Origin of the sequence: Paenarthrobacter sp. PAE-2 (assembly GCF_026013155.1) — a bacterium.
GTDB lineage: Bacteria > Actinomycetota > Actinomycetes > Actinomycetales > Micrococcaceae > Arthrobacter > Arthrobacter ureafaciens.
In genome coordinates this window covers 1-16249 of record NZ_JAPDNV010000022.1, presented here as the reverse complement: position 1 = coordinate 16249, position 16249 = coordinate 1, and the positions used below count along the sequence as shown (strand labels likewise).

Here is a 16249-nt window from a genome sequence, read left to right as displayed (position 1 = left end):
CGGCCCTCCTTCTCTGCGTGCGCCCGGGACTGGCGCTAGGGAAATTATGGCAGCATTCCTCCAATTCCCGGAAAGCGCTTGCCAAGCAGCCGCGCCATAAGGCATTATCGATTCAGTGGGAATGCGCTTTCCCATCCTGCAGACATCCACTGCCCGCACCGTCGCGGCAGGCAACTTAAGGCACCTGGAGAAAACATGGGCTTCGAAACAAAGACGATCCGCATCGCCATGAACGGCATCACCGGCCGAATGGGATACCGCCAGCACTTGCTGCGTTCCATCCTCCCCATTCGTGACGCGGGCGGCTTCACCCTGGAGGACGGCACCAAGGTCCAGGTGGAGCCCATCCTGGTGGGCCGAAACGAAGCCAAGATCCGTGAACTCGCCGAGCTGCACAAGGTTTCCGAGTGGACAACGGACCTCGACGCCGTGATCAACGATCCCACCGTGGACATCATCTTCGATGCCTCCATGACCAGCCTCCGCGCAGCCACACTGAAGAAGGCCATGCAGGCTGGCAAGCACATCTTCACTGAAAAGCCCACGGCCGAAACGCTTGAAGAAGCCATCGAACTGGCCAGGATCGGCAAGGAAGCCGGCGTCACGGCAGGCGTTGTCCACGACAAGCTGTACCTCCCGGGACTGGTGAAGCTGCGCCGCCTGGTTGATGAAGGGTTCTTTGGCCGCATCCTCTCCATCCGCGGCGAGTTCGGCTACTGGGTCTTTGAAGGTGACGTTCAGGCAGCACAGCGCCCGTCCTGGAACTACCGCAAGGAAGACGGCGGTGGAATGACCACGGACATGTTCTGCCACTGGAACTACGTCCTTGAAGGCATCATCGGCAAGGTCAAGAGCGTCAACGCCAAGACCGCCACGCACATCCCCACCCGCTGGGACGAAGCCGGCAAGGAGTACAAGGCAACGGCTGATGACGCTTCTTACGGCATTTTCGAGCTGGAGACCCCGGGCGGCGACGACGTCATCGGCCAGATCAACTCTTCCTGGGCCGTGCGCGTGTACCGCGACGAACTGGTTGAGTTCCAGATCGACGGCACGCACGGTTCCGCCGTCGCAGGTTTGAACAAGTGCGTCGCGCAGCAGCGCGCCCACACCCCCAAGCCCGTCTGGAACCCGGACCTTCCCGTCACCGAATCCTTCCGCAGCCAGTGGCAGGAAGTCCCCGCCAACGCCGAACTGGACAACGGCTTCAAGTTGCAGTGGGAAGAGTTCCTGCGCGACGTCGTAGCGGGACGCGAGCACCGTTTCGGCCTGCTTTCCGCCGCCCGCGGAGTGCAGCTGGCCGAACTCGGCCTTCAGTCCTCGGCCGAGCGCCGCACCATCGACATCCCGGAGATCAGCCTCTAATGACGTCCCTTATCCTCCCCACCGACGACGGCGGTACCCGCGAATACCGCCTTCAGGCGGCCACCTCATGGGCCAAACCCGCTGCTCCCCTGACCGCACGGCGCGCTTATGCCGCAGCCCACGTCATCCCCGAGGTCGCTGCTGACAACACCCCCGGCGCCCCGGCCCAGCTCGACTGGGAAGCCACGCTTGCCTACCGGCATGAACTATGGTCCTACGGCCTGGGCGTTGCCGATGCCATGGACACCGCTCAACGCGGCATGGGCCTGGACTGGGCCGCAACCCAGCAACTGATCAAGCGCACCGGAGCCGAGGCCGCCTCGGTGGTGGGCGGCAACAACGCCGCAATCGCCGGAAAGTCCGTGCGTGACCTCGTGTCCTGCGGCGCGGGCACCGATCAGCTGGACATCGCCACCCTTCCGGACGGCGCAGCCGGCATCAAAGCCGTGATCGAGGCCTACCGCGAGCAGATCGCCGTCGTCAGCGAAGCCGGTCCCAAGGTGATCCTGATGGCATCCCGCGCGCTGGCCAAAGTGGCCACCAGCGCCGACGATTACCTGCACGTCTACTCCACGCTCCTCCAGGAAGTCGAACAGCCGGTCATCCTGCACTGGCTGGGCACCATGTTCGATCCCGCACTGGCCGGCTATTGGGGCTCGGACGACGTTTCCTTGGCTACCGAAACGTTCCTCAGCCTGATCCGCGAACACGCGGACAAGGTGGACGGCGTGAAGGTTTCCCTGCTGGATGCTTCCCATGAGGTTGGCCTCCGTGCAGCCCTTCCGGAAGGCGTGCGCCTCTACACGGGTGACGACTTCAACTACCCGGAATTGATCGACGGCGACGCCACCCACCACTCGGACGCCCTGCTGGGCATCTTCGCGGCCATCTATCCGGCCGCCTCGGTCGCCCTCCAGAAGTACGACGCCGGCAACGGTGCAGAGGGGCGCGCCATCCTTGACTCGACGCGCGAACTCGGCAAGCACATCTTCAGCGCACCGACGTTCTACTACAAGACCGGAATCGCCTTCCTGTCCTGGCTCAACGGCAAACAGCCCGGCTTCCAGATGGTGGGCGGACTGCACTCCGGACGTTCCGTGCTGCACCTCGCGAAGACCTTCGAGCTGGCAGACAAGGCCGGGCTCTTGAAGGACCCGTCCCTGGCAGCCTTCCGTATGTCCGATTACCTGCGGATCAACGGGGTGGCCGCATGAGCGACTTCTCGCGTCTTTCCCTCAACAGCGCCACCACCAAGAAGTGGACGCTCGCGGAAGCAGTCGACGGTTGCGCACGGGCGGGCATCCCGGCCATCGGCCCGTGGCGTGACCGCGTTGCGGAAGCGGGCCTGGACAAGGCAGCCAAGCTGATCAAAGACGCCGGTCTTCGGGTCTCATCACTGTGCCGCGGCGGTTTCCTCACGGCAGCCGATCCCGAGGGCCAGGCAGCAGCACTGGCCGACAACTTCGAGGCTGTCCGCGAGGCCGTGGCACTGGATACCCGGGAGCTGTTCCTGGTAGTCGGCGGGCTCGCACCCGGGGAGAAGGACGTGGTGGCTGCCCGCCAGCGCGTCGCGGACCGACTCGAGGAACTGGTTCCCTTCGCCTCGGAAAACGGCGTGCGCCTGGTGCTGGAACCCCTGCACCCCATGTACGCAGCGGACCGGGCACTCATTTCCACCCTCGGCCAGGCCTTGGATCTTGCCGCGCCATACGACGCTAAGGCGGTGGGCGTCGCCGTCGACACCTTCCATGTCTGGTGGGATCCGGAGCTGAAGGCGCAGATCGAACGCGCCGGCCGCGAAAACCGCATTGCTTCCTACCAGGTGTGCGACTTCAACCTGCCGATCGCCGCCGACGCGCTACTGTCGCGCGGAATGATGGGCGACGGCGTCATCGACTTCGCGACCATCGGCACCTGGGTCAGGGACGCCGGATACACGGGTGACATCGAGGTGGAAATCTTCAACCAGGAGATTTGGGATGCGGACGGGGACGAGGTCCTGGAAACCATGAAGCAGCGCTACGCGGAGCTCGTGCTTCCGTACGCGTAACCACGTGATCCTCCCGCGGATGCCCTAAGCCCCGCGGGAGGATCGCTCCAAAAGCCAGCGGGCTCCTGCCAAGGTCACGGCGGGGGCCCGCTCTTTCGCGCGCCCCGGATGCCGCCGCCGTTGGAGGTGTGCGGCCGCCACCCACTTTGAGTCGGAAACCAACAGACACACCGCAAAAGACGGCGTATCTGACGAGGCTGGGCTCCAAAGCAGGTGGCGACGGTACACACCCAACCCGGGCAACCACATGAAAAGCCCCGACGACGGCCCCCAGGAGAGTGCCGCCGTCGCGTACTGTTTGTGTCCGCTATGTTCCTTGGAACAGGCAGGTGAGGTAAGTGGTACATAGCTGAAACATTGCGTCGATGCGAGGAAACAATGGCCACCTACGCTGGTTCCATCTGGACAAAGACGTCCACGAAACCACTGAAAGGACACCACCATGATGCTCTTGAAGACCCTCAATTTCTTCCTCGATGCCAGCGGCAGCCACAGCGGGCCGTCCGACGATTCCACCAGCGAACCCGCTCCTGCCTTTACGACGGAACGCCTCACCTCCAGTGCCTGGGAGGGCTGGTGGGATGACGCTGATCAAGGTTTTCCCGCGGAAGCCTGATGCCGGGTTTACCTGGCGACGGCAAAGGCAGGAGACTTCGGTGTCAGCGGTATGAATTTGTGGGTCGAAAGGCTTCGGGACACGCGCACCAAGAAGGGTTGGGCCACACTCTTTGCCGATGACCATCGCCGCCGGCAGGCCCTGACGCAGGTCCAGGAATTTCTGGCCGGGGATGAATGGTCCGGTTCCGGAGCCCTTCGACCCCTCTACGCAGATTTCCTTGGGGAGGCAGCCACAGGATGCGGGCTCCCCTGTGAAGACGTAGCCCGGAAGTATCAGGCTTTGGGGGTGGTGTGGGACAGCTTCGCTGATTCCATCGATCCGAATTGCCCGTCGGAGTCAGTGAGGGAACTCTTCGGATCCATGGCTTCACAACTGGAGTATCTGGCGACGGATGAGTTCGCTGCCGCCGTATTGTTGCGGGGCGCAGCTGAGGGTACCTTACCGGTCCGCCGTGGTGACCGCGAGCCGAGCTCCCGGCACGCCAATGAAGGTGACCAGTCCGCCGTCGGACGCTTGTAACTCCACTTCGAAACTGCGGCCCTTATCCAGGGCGTGGACTTGAGCTTCCTATGCTCTGCGTTCATCGGATTCGTCGCTCTGGGTTTCACGGATTTCCTCACCGCTGCGCACCAATTCGTCTTCCTTTTCCTGCATCTTGTCGCTCTTCTTGGTGTCGCGCGGAGGCAGTTGAATGGTCTCTTCGGCTTCGATGCCGCCCTGCAACTGACGGCCCCGCTCCATCTCGGCGTCGAACTCGGCACCGAACAGGAGGGACATGTTCAGGATCCAGAGCCACAGCAGCATGATGATCACACCCGCCAGGGCGCCATAGGTCTTGTTGTAGTTGCTGAAGTTGGCAACATAGAACCCAAAGCCAAGCGAGGCCAGGGCAAAGATCACCAGGGCGATCAGGGAGCCCATGCTCATCCAGCGGAACTTGGGCTGCTTCACGTTGGGAGTGAAGTAGTAAAGCACCGCGATGATGGCAACGACGATCAGGATCAGGACCGGCCACTTGGCAATGTTCCAGATGGTCAGGAACGACTCCGACATTCCGATGGCCCCGCCCACGGCTTCAGCCACCGGGCCGCTGAGGACAAGCATGGCCGCCACCAGGGCAGCGCCAACCACGGCCACAACGGTCACGGCGAGCATGGTGCCGCGCAGCTTGACGAAGCCGCGGCCTTCGTCCACCTCGTACACGCGGTTCATAGCCCGGCTAAAGGCCGTGGTGTAGCCGGAGGCTGACCACAAGGCCACCAAGATACCGAAGACCAAGGCCAAGCCTGCGGTGTTGGATTTCGTCAGTTCTTCGATGGGCTGGCGCATCGCGTCCACCCCCGGACCCGGCGCGAATTGCTGGACGATGTCCAGAAGCGCCCCGGTGGTCTTCCCGGCATCGCCAAAGATGCCGATCAGGGAAACCAGGGCGAGCAGCGCCGGGAACATGGAAAGGACGGCGTAGTAGGTCAACCCTGCTGCCGCGTCGGGGCACTGGTCCTTGGTGAACTCACGCAGCGTGCGCTTGGCAATGTACTTCCAGGTGGGCTTCACGAGGTCGTTGGGACTGTCCGGCTTCCGGGAGTCCTCGGGAGAAGGGGCTGTAGCCGCCTTCGCGGTGCTGGTCTTATCGGTTTCGCTAGTACTCATGAGGCACCTGTCCGTGGGGGATAGCTTGCGCGAACAACTGACCTAATAATACTAAGCATGCTGATTATCAGAAGGGAAGTCCGTTGCCCCAATCAGGCCGGCGCCCACGGGCCGGCTTCCGCTGCACGGGCTGCGCCAAGCCGGCCGACCCACGCCGGCTGGCCCGCCCTCACGGGCCGACCTAAGCCTGCCGGGCCGTCCTATGCGGTGCGGTCCGCCACCACCAGGCCCAGTGGCGACGCGATGACGGAGCGGATCACCTGCCCGGCAGCTCCAAGCAAGGTACCGGCGTGCTTGAGACCGGACACTTTAAGGTCTTCGGGGCGTACAAGGCCCGGGGCGTGGCGCTCCACGCTGGCCAACACCGCGGGACGCAGCCACTCGGCGAGTTCGGCGAAGTGACCGCCCAGGACCACGGCTTCAATATCCATCAACCGGGCTGATGAGGCGAGCGCGACGCCCAAGTACTTTCCGGCGTCGTCCACTGCTTTGACGGCGCGCGGCTCCTTGTCCGCCAAGGCGGCCAGCAAAGCTGCCGTCCGTCCGGAGAGTGGACCGGGGGCAATCCCGGCAGCCTCGAACACAGCCTCCTGGCCCGCGAAAGTTTCCAGGCATCCCACGCCGCCGCAGGAACAGCCGGACCCCTCCGGGTGCACCACAATATGGCCGAGCTCCCCGGCCGAACCGCCGGGGCCCGTGTAGAGCCCGGAGCCGATGATGACGCCGCCACCTACGCCTACTTCGCCGGAGACGTAGAGGAAATCAGACTGGCCCGCTCCGTACCAAAGCTCGCCCAAGGCAGCGCTGTTGGCCTCATTGGACAACCGGACACCCAGCGGCACATCACCCAGCAGCGTGTCCACGTTCAATTGCTCATGCTCCCAATGCAAGTTGGGAGCGGACAGGACAACACTGCGGGCCTCATCCACGAGGCCCGGAACGGCAAGCCCGCCACCCAGGATGGCTATGTCCTGGGCAGCCGCGGCATCCTTCGCCTCGCCGGCAAGTTCCGCGAGCTTGGCCATGACCTCGCCGGGTTTGAGATCGCGGTTGTGCGACTCCACAGTGGTGGTGAAGCGGAGGTTTCCCCCGAGGTCCACCAGCCCCACCGCGAGATAGTCCACGTTGATTTCCATGCCCACCACGCCCCGCCTGGGGCTGAGCTCCAGGCCCTGGCCTGGCCGGCCGCGTTCGCCGTCCCGGTAGAGGCCCACCACGGAAACAAGCCCGGATTCCACCAACTCCGCGACCAGGCTGGACACGGCCGCCTTGGTGAGGCCGGTTGCCGCAGCCAACTGCGCCCGGCTTGGCTTGGCGTCTCCCGTCCGGGCTATGGAGTCCAGGACCAGCGAAAGATTACGACGGCGGACGTCACCCACCCGCCCTGGCGCGGCGTTCTCATTCACTGGCATGGGACTTCCTCGCGGCTTGAAAGTTTCTCGTCGGACTCCATTGACCATGATCCATCATCACCCATATAGTTCAGATTGAAAACTAATTGGAGTGCTTTTCTCAGATGCCTCCGTCCACGCATTGCAAAGGAGCAAGAATGTCCCCGCAACCCACACCCCAGGATCGTTTTACCTTTGGCCTCTGGACTGTTGGCTGGACAGGCAATGATCCATTCGGTGTTCCCACCCGCGAGGCGCTGGACCCGGTGGAAGCCGTCCACAAGCTGAGTGAGCTTGGCGCCTATGGCATTACGTTCCATGACAACGATCTGGTCCCGTTCGACGCCACCGCGTCGGAACGCGACCTCATCCTCAAGAACTTCAAGGGTGCCCTCGCAGAAACGGGACTCAAGGTGCCCATGGTCACCACCAACCTGTTCAGCCACCCTGTCTTCAAGGACGGCGGCTTCACGTCAAACGACCGCTCCATCCGCCGCTACGCCCTGAGCAAGGTCCTGCGGAACATCGATCTCGCCGCTGAGCTCGGCGCAGAAACGTTCGTCATGTGGGGCGGCCGCGAAGGCAGCGAGTACGACGGCTCCAAGGACCTTTCCGCAGCGCTGGACCGCATGAAGGAAGGCGTGGACACCGCTGCGGGCTACATCAAGGAGAAGGGCTATGGCCTGCGCATCGCGCTGGAACCCAAGCCGAACGAGCCCCGGGGCGACATTTTCCTCCCGACCGTAGGCCACGCCCTGGCATTTATTGCCCAGCTGGAACACGGCGACATTGTCGGCCTCAACCCGGAGACCGGCCACGAGCAAATGGCAGGCCTGAACTTCACCCACGGAATCGCCCAGGCACTGTGGGCCGGCAAGCTCTTCCACATTGACCTCAACGGCCAGCGCGGCATCAAGTACGACCAGGACCTGGTGTTCGGCCACGGCGACCTCACCAGCGCCTTCTTCACCGTCGACCTCCTGGAGAACGGCTTCCCGAACGGCGGACCCAAGTACGACGGCCCCCGTCACTTTGATTACAAGCCCTCACGCACCGACGGTTACGACGGCGTCTGGGAGTCGGCCAAGTCCAACATGGCCATGTACCTGCTCCTCAAGGAACGTGCCGTCGCCTTCCGCGCGGACCCCGAAGTCCAGGAAGCACTCGCAACCTCCGGCGTGTTCGAACTCGGCGAATCCACCCTGGCCGCCGGCGAGACCACCGCGGACCTCCTGGCTGACGCATCAGCCTTCGAGTCCTTCGACGCCAACAAGGCTGCGGAGCGTTCCTTCGCCTTCATCAGGCTGAACCAGTTGGCCATCGAGCACCTCCTCGGCGCCCGCTGATTCATTCCATAGTGAAGGTGCGGTGGCCGGTCCGGCTTTGACCCCGGCGCCGGCCGCCGCACCCGATCCATTTACACGAAAGATAAGAGAGCCATGCCCCTCGTCGCCGGGATCGACAGTTCCACACAGTCCTGCAAGGTGGTCATCAGGGACGCAGCAACCGGCGCCCTGGTGCGCCAGGGCCGCGCAGCCCACCCGGAAGGCACCGAAGTCCACCCCGACCATTGGTGGAACGCGCTGCAGGAAGCCATTGCCCAAGCGGGCTGCTTGGACGACGTCGATGCCGTTTCCGTAGGCGGCCAGCAACACGGCATGGTGTGCCTCGACGAGTCCGGCGAGGTGGTGCGGCCGGCGCTTCTGTGGAATGACACGCGCTCCGCTCCCGACGCCGAAGCCATGGTTATGGAGGCAGGCGAAGGAGATCCGGTTGGCGGCGCAGCGCAGTGGGCCGCGCTCACCGGAACTGTCCCGGTAGCATCCCTGACAGCCACCAAGCTGCGCTGGCTTGCACGCATCGAGCCGGAAAATGCCCGACGCACCGCTGCGGTTTGCCTGCCGCATGACTGGTTGTCGTGGCGGCTTGCCGGTCACGGTCCGGGATCGGGTCTCGAGTCGCTGCGCCTGCTCCGCACAGACCGCTCCGATGCTTCCGGGACAGGCTACTTCTGCACCGAACGCAATGAATACCTGCCGCAGGTCCTTGAGAACACGCTGGGTCATGTGCCCCTGCTGCCCGTAGTCCTTGGACCACTGGAAGCGGGCGGCAAGACTCCCGCCGGCGCCCTGATCGGACCCGGCGCCGGGGACAACGCCGCAGCGGGACTCGGCGTCAGCGCCGCCGTCGGAGATGTTGTGGTGTCGATCGGCACCTCCGGGACAGTCTTTGCCGTATCCGATGTTCCGGCCAAGGACGCCAGCGGCCTGGTGGCGGGGTTCGCCGACGCCTCAGGCAACTACCTACCCCTCGCCTGCACCCTCAACGCCACCAGGATCTTCGATGTCACCGCATCGTTGCTCGGGGTCAACCTTGCCGAACTGGGCCGGCTGGCAATGTCCGCTCCGGAGGGTGCCGGCGGCCTGACGCTCATTCCTTATTTTCAGGGTGAACGCACTCCGAACCTTCCCAATGCCACCGGCTCCCTCCATGGGCTTACGGTGTCCAACTACACGCCCGCGAACCTGGCGCGCGCCGCCGTCGAGGGTGTCCTGTGTTCGCTGGCGGACGGCCTTGCCGCGCTTCAGACGCAAGGCGTGGCCGCCCGGCGGGTCATCTTGGTGGGCGGAGGCGCGCAATCCGAGGCCGTGCAGCAGGTGGCCGCCGCGGCGTTCGGGCTGCCGGTGTCCGTGCCGGAACCGGGAGAGTACGTCGCCGACGGCGCAGCACGTCAGGCCGCCGGAGTCCTCACCGGAGAGCTTCCGGACTGGCAAATGAAGGGAACCAACGTTGCCGCCGGTTCCCCGGACCCGGAGTTCCTGGCCAGGTACCGTCATTACGCCGCGAAGGCAGCCAACCACTGATCGGCGTTGCCGGTGCTCTATCGTGACAGGGTGAGCCCCGAACAATCCGCCCCCAGTCGGCCTCCGGTCATGGAAGACGTCGCCCGCGTGGCCGGCGTTTCCCACCAAACAGTTTCCCGGGTCCTGAACAACCACCCGAACGTCAGCGCGAAAACCAAAGAGCGCGTCGAGCAGGCGATCACCGAGCTCGGGTACCGGCGGAACACCGCTGCCCGCAGTTTGGTGACACGCCGGTCCCAGACCATTGGTGTGTTGGGCAGCGAACTTGCCCAGTACGGGCCGTCGCACACACTGCTCGGCCTCCAGCAGGCGGCAAGGGATGCGGGCTACTTCGTCAGTGTCGCCGGGCTGCGGGACGTGACCCCGGAGTCCATCAAGGACGCCGTAGCCCACTTCATGGACCAAGGCGTGGATGGCATCGTAGTCACCGTCCCCCATCCCGGAACATTCGATGTCCTCAAGGACATCACCACGCAGGTCCCTTTGGTGGCCGTGGGAGCAGCGGGCGATGAACAGCTCACGGGAGCTGCGGTGGATCAGCAGGAGGGCGCGCGCCTGGTGGTGGAACACCTCGTGAGCCTCGGACACCGAAAAATCGGCCACCTCTCCGGGCCTGCCGGTTGGATTGATGCGGCGGCCCGCATCGAGGGTTGGCGTGATGCGGTAGCCGCAGCCGGACTGGACCCTGCACCGTTGATCGAGGGCGACTGGACAGCCGAATGCGGCTACCGGCAGGGCCTCGAAATCGCTGCGGAACGCTCCATCACGGCCCTCTTCGTCGCCAACGACCAAATGGCTCTGGGCGTGCTGCGCGCTTTCCACGAAGCCGGAGTGCGGGTACCGGAGGACATCAGCGTGGTGGGCTTTGACGACCAGCCCGAGGCCGCCTATTTCATCCCGCCACTGACCACCGTGGCGCAGGACTTCGAAGAACTCGGCCAGCGTTGCATCTCGCTGCTGCTTGACCGGTTGGAGACGGGCCAACCCGGCGCCCCGGTCACGGTCAGGCCCCGCCTGGTGGTGCGCAACACGACGTCCACCCCTCCCCCTCCCAACTGAGTCGCAGCACTGCGCGTTTTGAGCCGTGAAAACGCGCACTGCTGCGACCTAGATGGGGGCGGTGGTCGGTGGGGTCTTGACTTGCTTGTTGTTAGCGCTAACAATTGCAGCAGACCCTTTGTCCGCCCCTTCACCCCTCCCCACTTCACCCGACCCCCGGCACCGAGGCCTTGGCCAGCCGGATGGAGAATCCCATGAATCCCGCAGAAAACTCACCCTTGGATCAGCAGTACGTCATCGGCGTCGATTTCGGGACGCTGTCCGGACGCGCAGTAGTAGTCCGCGTCTTAGACGGGCTGGAACTCGGCAGCGGCGTCTTCGAGTATCCGCACGCCGTGGTGTCCGAGGTACTCCCCGCTACCGGCGAGCGCCTCCCCGCCGATTGGGCCCTCCAGGTGCCCAACGACTATCGCGACGTCCTGCGCAACGCAGTACCTGCCGCCGTCGCCGACGCGGGCATCGATCCAAAAAACGTGGTGGGCATCGCCACTGACTTCACGGCCTGCACCATGGTCCCGACGACGGCGGACGGCACTCCGCTGAACGAACTGGACCGCTTCGCGAACCGGCCGCACGCCTACGTCAAGCTCTGGCGTCACCATGCCGCGCAGCCCCAGGCGGACCGCATAAACCAGCTTGCGGAAGAGCGGGCGGAAGCATGGCTTCCCCGGTACGGCGGGCTGATTTCCTCCGAATGGGAGTTCGCCAAGGGCCTGCAGTTGCTGGAAGAAGATCCGGAGCTCTACGCCGTGATGGACCACTGGGTGGAGGCTGCGGATTGGATCGTCTGGCAGCTGTGCGGCACCTACGTTCGGAACGCCTGCACGGCCGGGTACAAGGGCATTCTCCAGGACGGGCAATACCCGTCCGAAGACTTCCTCACGGCACTCAACCCTGAATTCCGCGACTTTGTGTCAGCGAAGCTGGAACACCGGATCGGGCGCCTTGGCGAAGCGGCGGGAACCCTGACGGAGGAAGCTGCAGCCTGGACCGGATTACCCGCCGGGATCGCCGTGGCTGTTGGCAACGTGGATGCCCATGTCTGTGCCCCAGCGGCGAATGCGGTCGAACCTGGCCAGTTGGTGGCCATCATGGGCACGTCGACGTGCCACGTCATGAACGGGGATGCCTTGTGTGAGGTCCCCGGCATGTGCGGAGTCGTCGACGGCGGAATCGTGGATGGGCTGTGGGGTTACGAAGCCGGGCAGTCCGGTGTGGGGGACATCTTCGGCTGGTTCACCAAGAACGGCGTTCCACCGGAATACCACCAAGCTGCCTCGGCTCAAGGCGTCAGCGTCCACGAGTACTTGACCGAACTCGCAGGAAGGCAGGAAATCGGCCAGCACGGCCTGATTGCGTTGGACTGGCACTCCGGTAACCGCTCGGTGCTGGTGGATCACGAACTGTCCGGCGTTGTTGTGGGCCAAACGTTGGCCACCAAGCCGGAGGACACCTACCGGGCGCTGCTCGAAGCCACGGCATTCGGCACCCGGACAATCGTGGACGCCTTCCGTGACTCCGGCGTTCCGGTAAAGGAGTTCATCGTGGCAGGCGGGCTCCTCAAGAACAAGCTCCTCATGCAGATCTACGCCGACGTCACCGGACTGCAGCTCTCCACGATCGGTTCGGAACAAGGCCCGGCCCTGGGCTCGGCCATCCACGCGGCAGTGGCTGCGGGCAAGTACAAGGACATCCGTGAAGCCGCCGCGGCCATGGCTGCAGCCCCGGGTGCCGTGTACACGCCCATCCCCGAGAACGTCGAGGCCTACCAGGCACTGTTCAACGAGTACCGGACCCTCCATGACTACTTCGGTCGCGGCACCAATGACGTGATGCATCGGCTCAAGGCCATCCAACGGAAAGCCGCATCCAAGGGCGGAGCATCAGCGAGGGCCGGCGACGCACCGCCGTCGAACACCGCAGCCCATGCAAGCCAAGCACTGGAAGGTGCCACCGCATGAGCTCCCTTTTGGACACCATAGCCGCAGTCCGGCAGGAAGTCTGCGGGCTGCACACCGAACTGACCCGCTACCAACTGGTGGTGTGGACAGCTGGCAACGTCTCGGGCAGGATTCCCGGCCACGAGCTCATGGTCATCAAACCGTCCGGCGTTTCCTATGATGAGCTCACCCCTGAACAGATGGTGGTCACCGACCTCCATGGCGTGCCGGTCAACAGCATCACCACCGGCACCGGTGAAACGATCACCTGGCACAATCCGGCCCTGTCGCCGTCCTCCGATACCGCCGCACATGCTTACGTGTACCGGAACATGCCCGAGGTGGGCGGGGTTGTCCACACGCATTCCACCTACGCCACGGCGTGGGCTGCCCGCGGGGAGGACATCCCCTGCGTGCTGACCATGATGGGGGACGAATTCGGTGGTCCCATCCCCGTGGGGCCGTTTGCGCTGATCGGTGACGACTCCATTGGCAAGGGAATCGTGGAGACGCTCAAGAATTCGAACTCCCCCGCGGTGCTGATGCAGAACCACGGGCCTTTCACCATCGGCAAGGACGCCCGTGCGGCGGTGAAGGCAGCCGTGATGTGCGAGGAAGTGGCCAAGACCGTCCACGTTTCGCGCCAACTTGGCGAGCCGCTGCCGATTGATGAAGCCAAGATCGCCTCGCTGTTCGACCGCTACCAGAACGTCTACGGCCGCTGACGCGGCATCCTTCACACCGGAGCCGCACGCCGGCCCGACGAACCGTCAAACCCAGGAGCCCACCATGCCCGCAGCCACCAACATCACGTCGGCCAACAGCACTTCCCTCGACCAGTACGAAGTCTGGTTCCTCACCGGCAGCCAGCACCTCTACGGGGAGGACGTCCTCAAGCAGGTCGCAGCCCAGTCCCGGGACATTGCCGACGCCCTGAATGCCAACGTTCCGGTCAAGCTCGTGTGGAAGCCCGTCCTCACCGACTCGGACGCCATCCGCCGGACAGCCCTTGAAGCCAACTCGGACGACTCCGTGATCGGCGTGACCGCGTGGATGCACACGTTCAGCCCGGCCAAGATGTGGATCCAAGGCTTGGATGCCCTCCGCAAGCCCCTCCTTCACCTGCACACTCAGGCCAACCGGGACCTGCCGTGGGCGGATATCGACTTTGACTTCATGAACCTCAACCAGGCAGCCCACGGCGACCGCGAATTCGGGTATATCCAGTCCCGTCTCGGCGTGCCGCGGAAGACCGTCGTCGGGCATGTCTCCAACCCTGAGGTGGCACGCCAGGTAGCCGCGTGGCAGCGCGCCTCCGCTGGTTGGGCCGCGGTCCGGAACCTGAAGCTGACGAGGTTCGGCGACAACATGCGCAACGTGGCTGTCACCGAGGGGGACAAGACCGAGGCCGAGCTCCGCTTCGGCGTCTCGGTCAACACCTGGTCTGTCAACGAACTCGCCGACGCTGTCCACACCGCGGAAGAGTCCGACGTCGACGCCCTGGTTGCGGAGTATGCGCGCCTTTATGAGGTGGCCGCCGAACTGCAGGAGGGCGGTGCCCGTCACGAGTCGCTGCGCTACAGCGCCCGCATTGAACTTGGCCTGCGGAGCTTCCTGGAAGCCAACGGCTCGGCCGCGTTCACCACTTCCTTCGAGGATCTGGGCGAACTCCGCCAGCTGCCGGGCATGGCAGTCCAGCGGCTCATGGCCGACGGCTACGGGTTCGGGGCAGAGGGCGACTGGAAGACCGCCATCCTGGTCCGCGCCGCGAAGGTCATGGGATCCGGGCTTCCCGGCGGCGCCTCGCTGATGGAGGACTACACCTACCACCTGGAACCGGGCAGCGAAAAGATCCTCGGCGCGCACATGCTTGAAGTTTGCCCCTCGTTGACGGCCAGGAAGCCGCGGGTGGAGATCCACCCGCTGGGGATCGGCGGCAAGGAAGACCCCGTCCGGATGGTGTTCGACACCAATGCCTCGTCCGGCGTCGTCGTTGCGCTGTCCGACATGCGCGACCGGTTCCGCCTGGTCGCGAACGCCGTGGACGTCGTCGACCTTGACCAGCCGCTGCCCAACCTCCCGGTGGCCCGCGCGCTGTGGGAGCCCAAGCCGGACTTCGCCACCTCGGCCGCCGCGTGGCTCACCGCCGGAGCGGCGCACCACACGGTATTGTCCACGCAGGTAGGTATGGACGTGTTCGAGGACTTCGCCGAAATCGCCCAAACCGAACTCCTCACCATCGACGAAGGCACCACCATCAAACAGTTCAAGAAGGAACTCGCTTGGAACGCGGCGTACTACAAACTGGCAGGCGGCCTGTGAGCACGGAATTCATCCTCGAAGCCGGCGGTTACAAAGCGGTCGTAACGGAACGCGCCGCGGCTCTGCGCGTCCTGCAGTTCCGTGGCCGGGATTTGGTGGTTCCGTTCCCGCAGGGTGGTCCCATCCCCGATTACCGCGGGATCATCGCTGCGCCGTGGCCCAACAGGATCGAAGACGGCCGGTACTCCTTCGACGGCGTCGCCCACCAGCTCCCCGTCAATGAACCCGAGCGTGGCGCTTCTTTGCATGGCCTCGCCTTCCCGCTCGACTGGGCTGCGAAGGAGCACGACGCCGGTTCGGTCACCCTGACGTGTGTGGTGGGACCAAGCGAGGGCTACCCCTTCGTGCTGGAGCTCACGGCCCAGTACGCCTTGGATGAAAACGGGCTGCACAGCACGGTCAGCGCCGCGAACATCGGGGAGTCCGCAGCCCCCTACGGCGTGTGTCCGCATCCGTACCTGGTGGCCGGCAGATCGCCACTGGACGAATGGATCCTGGAGGTACCTGCCGCCACGTTCCTTGAGGTGACGCCGGACCGGCTCCTCCCCGTCGAGCTGGCATCGGTGGAGGGTCATGAGTTCGACTTCCGCTCGCCGCGCGCGATCGGCGCTACCGAAATTGACCACGCGTTCACGGACATAGCGTTCGACGGCGGGTCGGCGCGCCTGTCGCTACGGGACCCGGCGGGCACCGGCGTCGGAATGGCGTGGGACGAACGCTGCCCGTGGCTGCAGATTCACACGGCGGACAAGCCGGCTCCCCTGCCCAACCGGATCGGACTGGCCGTGGAGCCCATGACGTGCCCGCCGGATGCCGTCAACAGCGGCACGGACCTGATCCGTCTGGAACCCGGCGCAACGCATGAGGCGTCCTGGAGCATCTACTCCCTATAGCTACCCAACTGGGTCGCATTTGTGCGCGTTTTGAACGTTCAAAACGCGCACAAATGCGACCTAATACGAAAGTAGGGGCGGGTTAGGCTGCGGTGA

General features: G+C 64.5%; 14 protein-coding genes. 12 read left to right on the top strand and 2 right to left on the bottom strand.

What is annotated here, in order from left to right; all coding sequences use genetic code 11:
• The first annotated feature begins 195 nt into the window (after positions 1-195).
• The 5 genes from OCL88_RS13930 to OCL88_RS13910 all read left to right on the top strand — a co-directional run bounded on the left by OCL88_RS13930 (position 196) and on the right by OCL88_RS13910 (position 4553).
• Positions 196-1365 carry a Gfo/Idh/MocA family protein gene (locus tag OCL88_RS13930; protein WP_166187601.1) on the top strand — a complete coding sequence of 390 codons (1170 nt, stop codon included), beginning with the start codon at positions 196-198 and terminating at the stop codon, positions 1363-1365.
• Entirely contained in the window at positions 1365-2579 is a 1215-nt protein-coding gene (locus OCL88_RS13925; protein WP_264962893.1) for a dihydrodipicolinate synthase family protein, read from the top strand. The genes OCL88_RS13930 and OCL88_RS13925 overlap by 1 nt, the downstream gene beginning before the upstream one ends.
• Positions 2576-3415 (top strand): sugar phosphate isomerase/epimerase family protein, encoded by an 840-nt coding sequence (locus OCL88_RS13920; protein ID WP_264962892.1) that lies wholly within the window; start codon positions 2576-2578, stop codon positions 3413-3415. Before OCL88_RS13925 ends, OCL88_RS13920 begins: the two co-directional genes overlap by 4 nt.
• Positions 3416-3857: 442 nt before the next feature.
• Positions 3858-4031 (top strand): hypothetical protein, encoded by a 174-nt coding sequence (locus OCL88_RS13915; RefSeq protein ID WP_264962891.1) that lies wholly within the window; start codon positions 3858-3860, stop codon positions 4029-4031.
• 12 nt (positions 4032-4043) lie between these two features.
• Entirely contained in the window at positions 4044-4553 is a 510-nt protein-coding gene (locus OCL88_RS13910; protein WP_264962919.1) for a DUF4872 domain-containing protein, read from the top strand.
• Positions 4554-4601: 48 nt separating this feature from the next.
• On the opposite strand, the gene OCL88_RS13905 is transcribed toward OCL88_RS13910, so the two are convergent.
• Both OCL88_RS13905 and OCL88_RS13900 read right to left on the bottom strand, forming a co-directional pair.
• The gene (locus OCL88_RS13905; RefSeq protein WP_264962890.1) at positions 4602-5684 is read right to left on the bottom strand and encodes a YihY/virulence factor BrkB family protein; all 1083 of its coding nucleotides are present in this window, start codon (positions 5682-5684) and stop codon (positions 4602-4604) included.
• A 200-nt stretch (positions 5685-5884) separates the two neighbouring features.
• Positions 5885-7096 carry an ROK family transcriptional regulator gene (locus OCL88_RS13900; RefSeq protein ID WP_264962889.1) on the bottom strand — a complete coding sequence of 404 codons (1212 nt, stop codon included), beginning with the start codon at positions 7094-7096 and terminating at the stop codon, positions 5885-5887.
• A gap of 137 nt (positions 7097-7233) precedes the next feature.
• Between OCL88_RS13900 and xylA the strand changes: the two genes are divergently transcribed.
• The 7 genes from xylA to OCL88_RS13865 all read left to right on the top strand — a co-directional run bounded on the left by xylA (position 7234) and on the right by OCL88_RS13865 (position 16153).
• Complete coding sequence (xylA, locus tag OCL88_RS13895) at positions 7234-8421, top strand: xylose isomerase (RefSeq protein ID WP_021474150.1); 1188 nt, start codon at positions 7234-7236, stop codon at positions 8419-8421.
• A 93-nt stretch (positions 8422-8514) separates the two neighbouring features.
• The gene (locus OCL88_RS13890; RefSeq protein ID WP_264962888.1) at positions 8515-9939 is read left to right on the top strand and encodes a xylulokinase; all 1425 of its coding nucleotides are present in this window, start codon (positions 8515-8517) and stop codon (positions 9937-9939) included.
• A 69-nt stretch (positions 9940-10008) separates the two neighbouring features.
• The gene (locus tag OCL88_RS13885; protein ID WP_264962918.1) at positions 10009-10998 is read left to right on the top strand and encodes a LacI family DNA-binding transcriptional regulator; all 990 of its coding nucleotides are present in this window, start codon (positions 10009-10011) and stop codon (positions 10996-10998) included.
• Between the two features lie 194 nt (positions 10999-11192).
• Positions 11193-12959: a ribulokinase gene (gene araB / locus OCL88_RS13880; protein ID WP_264962887.1), complete on the top strand. Its 1767-nt coding sequence runs from the start codon at positions 11193-11195 to the stop codon at positions 12957-12959.
• Positions 12956-13663 (top strand): L-ribulose-5-phosphate 4-epimerase, encoded by a 708-nt coding sequence (locus OCL88_RS13875; RefSeq protein WP_264962886.1) that lies wholly within the window; start codon positions 12956-12958, stop codon positions 13661-13663. Before araB ends, OCL88_RS13875 begins: the two co-directional genes overlap by 4 nt.
• Positions 13664-13727: 64 nt before the next feature.
• Complete coding sequence (araA, locus tag OCL88_RS13870) at positions 13728-15260, top strand: L-arabinose isomerase (protein WP_264962885.1); 1533 nt, start codon at positions 13728-13730, stop codon at positions 15258-15260.
• Positions 15257-16153 carry an aldose 1-epimerase family protein gene (locus tag OCL88_RS13865; RefSeq protein ID WP_264962884.1) on the top strand — a complete coding sequence of 299 codons (897 nt, stop codon included), beginning with the start codon at positions 15257-15259 and terminating at the stop codon, positions 16151-16153. The genes araA and OCL88_RS13865 overlap by 4 nt, the downstream gene beginning before the upstream one ends.
• Positions 16154-16249: the final 96 nt, after the last annotated feature.